The organism is Candidatus Eisenbacteria bacterium, from assembly GCA_035577985.1.
In the GTDB taxonomy this organism is placed as follows: Bacteria; Desulfobacterota; Binatia; order DP-6; family DP-6; genus DATJZY01.
The window spans coordinates 1-9,184 of the sequence record DATJZY010000081.1 but is presented as its reverse complement, the minus strand read 5'-3'; the positions used below and the strand labels follow the sequence as shown (position 1 = coordinate 9,184).

Annotated in this window: 7 protein-coding genes; 3 read left to right on the top strand and 4 right to left on the bottom strand. The window is 66.8% G+C overall.

All coding sequences use genetic code 11. The features are described from left to right. From VMS22_12080 to VMS22_12065, 4 genes are all read right to left on the bottom strand, one after another. The coding region (locus VMS22_12080; GenBank protein HXJ34762.1) for a K(+)-transporting ATPase subunit B at positions 1 to 410 on the bottom strand (410 nt) is incomplete at its 3' end. Between the two features lie 31 nt (positions 411 to 441). Beyond that, a complete protein-coding gene (gene kdpA, locus VMS22_12075) occupies positions 442 to 2,190 on the bottom strand; it encodes a potassium-transporting ATPase subunit KdpA (GenBank protein HXJ34761.1) in 1,749 nt (582 codons plus the stop codon). Positions 2,191 to 3,190: 1,000 nt separating this feature from the next. Continuing rightward, the gene (locus tag VMS22_12070; protein ID HXJ34760.1) at positions 3,191 to 3,565 is read right to left on the bottom strand and encodes a P-II family nitrogen regulator; all 375 of its coding nucleotides are present in this window, start codon (positions 3,563 to 3,565) and stop codon (positions 3,191 to 3,193) included. 652 nt (positions 3,566 to 4,217) lie between these two features. Beyond that, entirely contained in the window at positions 4,218 to 5,585 is a 1,368-nt protein-coding gene (locus VMS22_12065; GenBank protein ID HXJ34759.1) for a sigma-54 dependent transcriptional regulator, read from the bottom strand. A 708-nt stretch (positions 5,586 to 6,293) separates the two neighbouring features. Between VMS22_12065 and kdpF the strand changes: the two genes are divergently transcribed. The 3 genes from kdpF to VMS22_12050 all read left to right on the top strand — a co-directional run. After that, complete coding sequence (gene kdpF, locus VMS22_12060; GenBank protein HXJ34758.1) at positions 6,294 to 6,383, top strand: K(+)-transporting ATPase subunit F; 90 nt, start codon at positions 6,294 to 6,296, stop codon at positions 6,381 to 6,383. Further along, positions 6,383 to 8,185: a potassium-transporting ATPase subunit KdpA gene (kdpA, locus tag VMS22_12055; GenBank protein ID HXJ34757.1), complete on the top strand. Its 1,803-nt coding sequence runs from the start codon at positions 6,383 to 6,385 to the stop codon at positions 8,183 to 8,185. Before kdpF ends, kdpA (VMS22_12055) begins: the two co-directional genes overlap by 1 nt. Positions 8,186 to 8,198: 13 nt before the next feature. Then, a partial coding sequence (locus VMS22_12050; protein HXJ34756.1) for an HAD-IC family P-type ATPase occupies positions 8,199 to 9,184 on the top strand: 986 nt, incomplete at its 3' end.

Below are 9,184 nucleotides of genomic sequence, written 5' to 3'. Positions count from 1 at the left end.
GCCGGGATCGTCTCGTGCGCCGACACGATGAAGACGTCGCCCTTGCGCAGGCTTTCGGCCGGGACGGTCGTGATCGTTCCGTCGGGGCCGCGCTTCTTCCCCGTCGTCGTGTGCCGACTCTTCCGCAGCGTGTCCGCCTGGGCCTTGCCTCGCCCCTCGGCCATCGCTTCGGCGAAGTTCGCGAACAGGACGGTGAACCAGAGCCAGAGACTGATCTGAAGCACGAACGGCAACGCTCCCCCGCCGCGATTGAAGATCAGCTCCAGCGTGGTGACCGCCGCGCCCACCTCGGTGACGAACAGGACCGGGTTCTTCCACAGGTGGACCGGGTTCAGCTTCTTGAAGCTTGCCGCGATGGCCGGGCCGACGATCTCGGGATCGAAGAGGGGCCGTGCCTGTGCGTGCGTCATTCTTGCTCCTCGCTTCTCGCTCGACACCGCATCAGAACGTCGTCGAGCCGCCATGCATCAGGAAATGTTCCACGATGGGCGACAGCGCCAGCACGGGGAAGAACGTCAGCGCACCGATGATCAAGATCGTGCTCACGAGCAGCACGACGAACGTTCCGCCGCTGACCGGAAAACTCCCTGCGCTCTGCGCGACCGCCTGCTTCTGCACGAGCGTGCCGGCCAGCGCCAGCACGGGGACGATCATGAAGTAGCGCCCGACGAGGATGACGACGCCGCCGAGCGTGTTGTACCAGGGCGTGTTCGTCGTGAGGCCCGCGAACGCGGATCCATTGTTGCCGCTCGCGGAGCTGAAGTAGTAGAGAATCTCGGCGAGCCCGTGGGGCCCGTTGTTGTTGAGGCCGGCCGTGCCCCAATCGCTCACCGACGCCCACGCGGTCGGCACCAGGACGGCGAAGCACGTAACGAGCACGAAGAGCGAAGCGAGCTTGACGTCGCGCGTTTCGATCTTCTTGCCGAGGTATTCCGGCGTACGGCCGATCATGAGACCGGCGATGAAGATCGCGACGAAGACGAATACCAGCATCCCATAGAGCCCCGAGCCGACGCCGCCGAAGATGACTTCGCCCAGCTGCATGTTGATGAGGGGGACCAGCCCGCCCAGGGGCGTGAAGCTGTCGTGCATGCTGTTGACCGCCCCGCAGGTGGTGGCGGTGGTCATCGCGGCCCACGCCGCGGAGTTGAACACGCCGAAGCGGACCTCCTTGCCCTCCATGTTGCCGGGGGCCGAGGCCACACCGGCCGCGTGCACGAGCGGGTTGCCGGCACTCTCCGCGTACCAGCAGAACAGGATGCCGCCCAGCATGACGACGAACATCGCCGTCCAGATCGCCCAGCCGTGCCTCTGGTTCCGCACCATCCGGCCCAGGTAGTACGTGAGCGCACTCGCGATCAGGCCGAAGATCACCATCTGCAGGTAGTTGCCAAAGCCGGTCGCGTTCTCGAACGGATGTGCGGAGTTCGCATTCATGTACCCGCCGCCGTTCGTGCCGATCATCTTGATGGACACCATCGAGGCGATCGGCCCCTGCGCAATCGTCTGCTGAGCGGGCTCGGCCGGGCTCGCCGCCACCGACTGGTCCACCGTCGTCACGACGCTGTACGGCCGGAAGTTCTGGGGATCTCCATTCCAGACGAGGAACACCGCGTACGCGAGCGCCATTGGCAGCAGCAGATACAGGCAGAGCCGGGTCATGTCCCGCCAGAAGTTTCCGATCGTCCGGCCCTGGCTGACGGCGATGCCACGCACCAATGCCGCCGCGATCGCGATTCCCGCCGCCGCCGAAAAGAAATGGTGCATCACCAGCGCGACCATCTGCGAGAAGTAGCTCATGGTCGACTCACCGCCGTAGCTCTGCCAGTTCGTGTTGGTCACGAAGCTCACGGCCGTGTTGAAGGCGAGGTGGGGGCTGACGGCGGGGAGATTCTGCGGATTCAGCGGCAGCTTGTCCTGAAGGCGAAGCAGGGCATAGGTCAGCAGCGTGGTCAGGGCGCTGAACACCAGGACTGAGATCGTGTACTGGAGCCAAGTCTGTCCTCGGTCCGGACGGACGCGGAGGATGCGGTACACGAGCCGTTCGAGGGGTCCCAGCACCGGATCGAGGAACGTTCCGCCTTCCCGCTCCGGGTCGAGGACCTGGATGAGGTACACCCCCAGGGGCTTGGTGAGTAGGGTGAATGCGCCGAGGATCAGGGCGAGCTGAATCCAACCAGAGGCCGTCATCTACCTCGTTCCTCCGTGGTCGATGTCCCGCGTTCGCATCAGAAGTCCTCCGGACGAACGAGGGTCCAGAACAGATACATGATCAACACTACGCCGAGCATGCCGACGAGCGCGTTCTCCATTGCTACAACCTCCCGCACGCGTAGGCGTATGCCGCGCTCAGTGCGAAGAACCCGAGGATCACCAAGGCATATGTCGCGTCGATCATAGTTCGTCTCCTGTGTCGCGGCGTCGAACGTCCGCGACGCTCTCTCGCTCCCGAGCAACAGCGGTGCCGTGTTGGGAAATCCCGGTCGTCCGTAGTGCGCACGTCGCACGAAGGGCTCGACGTATTGCAGGACGAAACGGCCGCGTGCAGGATGCAATCAGGCGCTGGCGTGGGGTGCCCTACGCCGCCTCGATGCTCCTCCTCGAGACCGCGTGCCATGTGATGCCGATGCCGCATGCGGGAGAACCTCCGCATGAACCGTGCCGCGCCGGTTGTCGCGATGCGCTCGGCGACAATGCGACGCGAAGACAATCGCTTGTGCTGCGCGCGGCCGCCAGGCGGACTCGGCCCGCTACCTCCTCGTGCTCACACTCCGGGCACCCGTCGCTCACGCCGCACCCAGCGACGGACAGCATGCGAGCTGATAGCCATCCCTACTCACGCGCACGAGCGTGAGCGTTCCAACGTCGGCGGCGTTCACCGCCGCCGCCGCGTGCGGGGCCGCGCCGCGACCACGATGGCACGTCGCGACCTTCCGCAATTCCGCACGCGCGGGCGACCGCGCGTCGCATGCGCCGGGCGAGCGCGCGAATCCTGACGCCGACGCGTCGTCGAAGGTTCTCGCGCCGGCTCAGCGCGCGACGCGCTGCCGCTCTCGCCGCAGCCATCCGCGCGCACATCGCCTGAGGACGCCGCCCCCGGAGCGGATGCGCCGGAACGTGTCTGTCGCTCGAGGAGGGAAGACGGCCTGCCCGTCTTCGCTGCTGCCACCCCGTCCGGGGGCAGCGCGCGCTACGCGACGCGGCGCGTGGGCTGGACCGGCACCGACTCGATTGCGGTGCGGCCGTGCTCTCCGGTGCGAATGCGCACGGCATCCTCGACGGGCAGAACGAAGATCTTCCCGTCACCGATGCTGTCCGTCCGTGCCGCCGTCTCGATCACCTCGACGACCGCGTCGACGAGATCGTCGGAGACGAAGACTTCGAGCTTGATCTTCGGAACGAAGTCGGCGACGTACTCCGTGCCGCGGTAGTAGCTGGTCCTACCCTGCTGCCGGCCGAACCCTCGGATCTCGAGCACGGTCATTCCCTGCACGCCGGCCTCGATCAGGCTGTCCCTCACGTCGTCGAGCTTGTGCGGCTTGATCATCGCCTCGATCTTCTTCATCGGAACCTCCAGGCCTCTCGCACGTCTTGGCGATCGTGTTGGAGAGGGCCGCTGTGTCTTGGCAACTGCCCCCATCAGCATTTCGTGTGCCACGGCGTCGTGGCCCGGACACGTCGGCCGTTCCGGGAGCGGCGTCGCCACGCAATGCAATCTGGAAGAGCTGGACTGCGCATCGCGATGCGGCGATCCGACGTCGAGGCGCTACGCTTGCCCGCGCGGAACCGCGGTACTCCCTGCCGGAACCTTCGCCACCGCGCGGGGCGGAGCAGCCGAAGGTGAGGCGGGCGAGTGCCCCTTCACGGGGGTCAGCGCGACGACCGCCTCCGCGGAGAATACGCGATAGTGGCCGTCTCCCAGGCGTAGACGCCACGCCCCGGGATGTCCGGTCGCCCGGTGAACCGTTCCACGCAGCACGACCACGAGCTCTACGACGGCCCCGCTTTCGGCGGCAGCCATCAGGGGCGCATCGGCGCTTCGATCGTAGGTGACCACTTCGGGGTTCGAGGCTGTCGTCTCGGGACATACGGGAGATCGTCGCCGCTCGATGGCGGGAACTTCCGGGCGCGGAGCTCCATCCGTCGCCGCCAGGCCGTCGAGTAGACTGGGAGCCAGACGCATCGTCATCCACCGTCCGGGCGCATTCGGTGCCCCGTCACTCGAGCCCCCATCGCTTGCGCATGCGCCAGAGCGTCGACGGATCGATGCCGAGCCGTGCGGCCGCTTCTCCCAACGTGCTCGATTCCGCGAGGACGCGCCTGACGTGGTCGCGCTCGAGGTCCTTCAGCGAGGGAGCGGACGCCGCAGTGTCGATCGTCCCCCCGCGCGCCGATTGCAGCCGCCCCGGCAGGTGCGCGAGGGTGATCGGTCCCGGACCAGACAACACGACGGCGCGCTCGAGGGCGTTCTCGAGCTCGCGCACGTTGCCCGGCCACTCATAGTCACAGAGCCTCTGTCTGACGTCCGGTCCGCACTCGGGCACACCGCGCCGATGCCGTTGGGCGAGGCGCTGCAGAATGTGATCGGTGAGCGCCGGGATGTCCTCGCACCGCTCGCGCAGAGGAGGAAGCGCGATCGACACGACGCTCAGCCGGTAGAACAGGTCCTCTCGGAAGCGCCCCGTGCGCACGTCGGCCTCGAGGTCGCGCTTGGTCGCGGCGATGAGGCGAGGCTCCGGCGGCCCGGGCGCCATCGTGGCGTCGTTGCCATCGATCCGCTCGAAGCTCGACTCGCCGAGGAGATGGAGAAGCTTCGCCTGCAGCTCGGGCGCGAGGTCGCCGATGTCGTCGAGGTACAGGGTGCCCGCGCGCGCGCGCCGCACCTGGTGGGAGAGCTCCATTTCGCTCAGATCCCGGTCGATGGTCGCGCACGGAACGGCGACGAAGGGCCCCGCGCGTCGCGGGCTCCAGTCGTGAATGGTCCTCGCCAGCCGGCTCTTGCCGGTGCCGCCTTCGCCGGTGATCAGGACGGTCACGTCCGATGCGGCGACCGTTCGCGACGTGGCGACCACCCGTTGCATGGCAGGGCTCGTGGCTTGGAGGAACGCCGGCTCCAGCGCCCGCCGCGGCGCCCCCCCGGATGGGGAACGGCTCAGATCGAATACCCGCTCGAGCAACGAGCGGACATGCTCCAAATCCAGGGGCTTCACGAGATGATCGTAGGCGCCCGCACACATCTCGCCGCCGGCGTTCTCGACGCTGGCGCGCGCCGTCATCAGCACGACCACGACGTCGGGATGTGCCTGGCGGAGCGCTCGCAGCATCGACAGGTCCTCGGCGCCGGACTCCGGGGCCGCGGCGAACACGATGTCGAACTGGCGCTCGGCCAGGAGCGCAAGTGCATGTGTGCTGTCGTCAGCGCCGTGCACGTCGAAGCCCTGGCTCGACAGATACGTCGCGAGCATCGTACGACAGCGCCGGTCGGCGTCGATGATCAGGATGGCGTGCCCTGCTTGCCCCAGTGGCCCGCTTGCGGTTTGGGACCACTGTCGAGAGCGCGGCCGGTCGAGACTCGCCGGCACCATCCCGGTCACGGACAGCCCGGTCGGATGGTTGCCGCGGATGCTCAGGACGTCGGACTCCTCGAGCCTCCCGCCCGCACTACGCTCGCTCGCGCTGCGGTGAGCGGTCGAAGTCGTTGGCGCGTGACGGGTCAAGAGCCGTCCTTCGCTTACGAACCGCGCCGTCGACGCGCGGCGACGCACCCGACCACGCTCGGGGCATGCGGACGGGCCGGCACGATCGCGGGAAGAAGGATCCGAGGGATCACACGGTGTGGAGCACGCGGTGTGCCAGCGTCCTGCGATGCGATCCTCGGCCTTTCCGACGCTCGAAGCAGGGTGGCGACGTGCAGAATGCAGCACGCAGCGCTGCAGCTAGCATACCCATCACCTCCACGCAGACGCGCGTGTCCTACGACGACAAGGTCCTGCGGATGGGGGCCTCCAACTCGGCTCGTGGCCGACCGCAGTCGCGTTTGGACGCCGCAAGCGAATCCGCAACGCCGATCCGTGCATCCAGCATCGAGAGCATTTCACTCTGCAGCTTCCGACGGTGAGGCCACTGACTCAGGCACCGAATCTCGCGGTCCATCCGACCGGCATGCTTCCTGCTCCACAGGGCCAGCAGGGGGACTGCCAATGGATTTCGTCTATCTCGCACTGACGATCGGCTTCTTCGCCGTCTCGTGGGCCTTCATCGTGGTCTGCGAGCGTCTGTCCTAGGAGGTTGCAATGCCCGCGCTCTACGCCCTCGGCGGAGTCGTGACGATCGGACTGTTCGTCTACCTCTTCGCCGCACTACTCAAGCCGGAGTGGTTCTGATGACCGCAAACGCCGCCCTACAGATCGTGATCTACTTCGTCGTCCTTCTCGCGCTCGTGAAGCCGCTTGGCGGTTACATGGCGCGCGTCTACGAAGGCCAGCGGACGCTTCTCGACCCAGTACTGCGCCCGATCGAGCGGCTCGTCTACCGAGTGTGCGGTGTCCATCCGGACGAAGGCATGACGTGGAAAACGTACGCGATCGCGATGCTCCTCTTCAACGCGATCGGCGTGCTGTTCGTCTACGCGCTGCAGCGCTTGCAGGGCGTGCTGCCGGTCAATCCGCAGACCTTCGGCGCCGTATCGCCCGACTCCTCGTTCAACACCGCGACCAGCTTCGCGACCAACACGAACTGGCAGGGGTACGGCGGCGAATCCACGATGAGCTACTTGACCCAGATGCTCGGCCTGACGGTGCAGAACTTCGTCTCCGCCGCGACCGCCATGGCGATCCTCGTCGCACTGATCCGCGGGTTTCGCAGCGCGTTGACGAAGGAGATCGGCAACTTCTGGGTCGATCTCACGCGCAGCGTCGTCTACATCCTGCTGCCGCTCTCGCTGGTGCTCGCCCTCCTCCTGGTATCGCAAGGTGCGGTGCAGAACTTCAGGGCCTACGAGACGGCGACGCTCGCGCAGCCGACGACGGTGACGACCCCCGTGAAGGACGCCGACGGCAATCCCGTCCTCGACGACCAGGGACAGCCGAAGACCGAGACCTCGCCCGTGACCGAGCAGACGCTCCCCATGGGCCCCGCCGCGTCGCAGATCGCGATCAAGCAGATGGGCACCAATGGTGGCGGCTTCTTCAACGTCAACTCCACCCACCCCTACGAGAACCCTACCCCGCTCTCGAACTTCTTCGAGATGCTGTCGATCCTGCTGATCGGCGCCGCCCTCTGCTACACCTTTGGGCAGATGGTCGGTGACCGGCGCCAGGGATGGGCGCTGCTCGCTGCCATGACGATCATGTTCGTCGGGTTCCTCGCCGTCTGCGTGTGGGCGGAGTATCAGGGGAACCCGAGGATCACTGCCCTCGGCGTGGACGCTGTCGCGAGCAATCTCCAGCCCGGCGGCAACATGGAGGGCAAGGAGGTCCGCTTCGGCGTCGCCAACTCCGCGCTCTGGGCTACCGCGACGACCGCCGCGTCGAACGGCTCCGTGAACGCGATGCACGACTCGTTCACGCCGCTCGGCGGCCTGGTGCCACTGTTCCTGATTCAGCTCGGGGAGGTCATCTTCGGCGGCGTCGGCTGCGGCCTCTACGGCATGCTCGTCTTCGCCATCATCGCCGTCTTCGTCGCCGGCCTCATGGTCGGACGGACGCCGGAGTACCTCGGCAAGAAGATCGAAGCCTACGAGATGAAGATGGCGTCGCTGATCATCCTGATACCACCACTCCTCATCCTCCCTCTCACGGCGCTCGGCGTCACGACCGCGGCCGGGCTCGCCGGGCGTGCGAACACCGGCGCGCATGGCTTGAGCGAAATTCTCTACGCGTTCAGCTCCATGGCGGGCAACAACGGGAGCGCGTTCGCCGGGTTGTCGGCGAACGTTCCGTTCTACAACGCGCTCGGCGGGATCGAGATGCTCATCACGCGCTATTGGCTCGCGATCCCGACACTCGCCATCGCCGGCTCCCTTGCGCAGAAGAAGCGTGTGCCGGCCGGCCCCGGGACGCTTCCGACCCACACGCCACTCTTCGTCGTCATGCTGATCGGCGTCGTCATCATCGTCGGGGCGCTCACCTTCATTCCCGCCCTCGCGCTCGGCCCGATCGTCGAGCACCTCATGTTGACTGCCTGATTCGAGGACACTGATGCAGACTCACGCCAAGGCCCGTCCCCTCTTCGATCCCGAGATCGTGCGCGGCGCCATCGCGGCGTCGTTCGCGAAGCTCGACCCGCGCCACCAGGTGAAGAACCCCGTCATGTTCGTGGTCCTCGTGGGCAGCGTGCTCACGACGGGACTCTTCGTGCAGGCGCTGGGTGGTCACGGCGAGGCGCCCGCCGGATTCATCCTTGCGGTCTCGCTCTGGCTCTGGTTCACCGTGCTCTTCGCCAACTTCGCCGAGGCGATGGCCGAGGGTCGTGGCAAGGCGCAGGCCGAAAATCTCCGCAAGGCCCGGCGCGAGACGGCCGCCCGGAAGCTCGCCGGTCTTCCCGGCAACGGCTCCTTCGATCCGCGACGCGTGCGAACCAGCTCCGTGACGAGCGGCAGCCTCCGCAAGGGCGATCTCGTCCTGGTCGAGGCGGGCGAGTTCATCCCAAGCGACGGCGAGATCGTCGTCGGGATCGCTTCGGTCGACGAGAGCGCGATCACGGGCGAGAGCGCGCCCGTCATCCGCGAGGCCGGTGGCGATCGCAACGCGGTTACCGGCGGCACGCGCGTCCTCTCCGACTGGATCGTGGTGCGTATCACGACCGATCCGGGCGAGACGTTCCTCGATCGCATGATCGCGATGGTCGAGGGCGCAAAGCGGCAGAAGACGCCGAACGAAATCGCCCTCAACATCCTGCTGGCCGCCCTCACCATCATCTTCCTGCTGGCCACCGTCACCCTGCTGCCGTTCTCGATCTACAGCGTGAACGAGGTCGGCCAGGGCACACCGGTGACCATGACGGTGCTCGCGGCTCTCCTCGTCTGCCTCATCCCGACCACCATCGGCGGCCTCCTCTCCGCCATCGGGATCGCCGGGATGGATCGCATGATCCAGGCGAACGTCATCGCGATGTCGGGCCGCGCCGTCGAGGCGGCCGGCGACGTCGACGTCCTGCTGCTCGACAAGACCGGCACGATCACCCT

Bases quoted from the DNA above. Each gene is read 5' to 3' on its own strand.
- kdpA (HXJ34761.1), bottom strand. From the start codon at position 2,190: ATGACGGCCTCTGGTTGGATTCAGCTCGCCCTGATCCTCGGCGCATTC.
- VMS22_12070 (HXJ34760.1), bottom strand. From the start codon at position 3,565: ATGAAGAAGATCGAGGCGATGATCAAGCCGCACAAGCTCGACGACGTG.
- VMS22_12065 (HXJ34759.1), bottom strand. From the start codon at position 5,585: ATGGTGCCGGCGAGTCTCGACCGGCCGCGCTCTCGACAGTGGTCCCAA.
- kdpF (HXJ34758.1), top strand. From the start codon at position 6,294: ATGCCCGCGCTCTACGCCCTCGGCGGAGTCGTGACGATCGGACTGTTC.
- kdpA (HXJ34757.1), top strand. From the start codon at position 6,383: ATGACCGCAAACGCCGCCCTACAGATCGTGATCTACTTCGTCGTCCTT.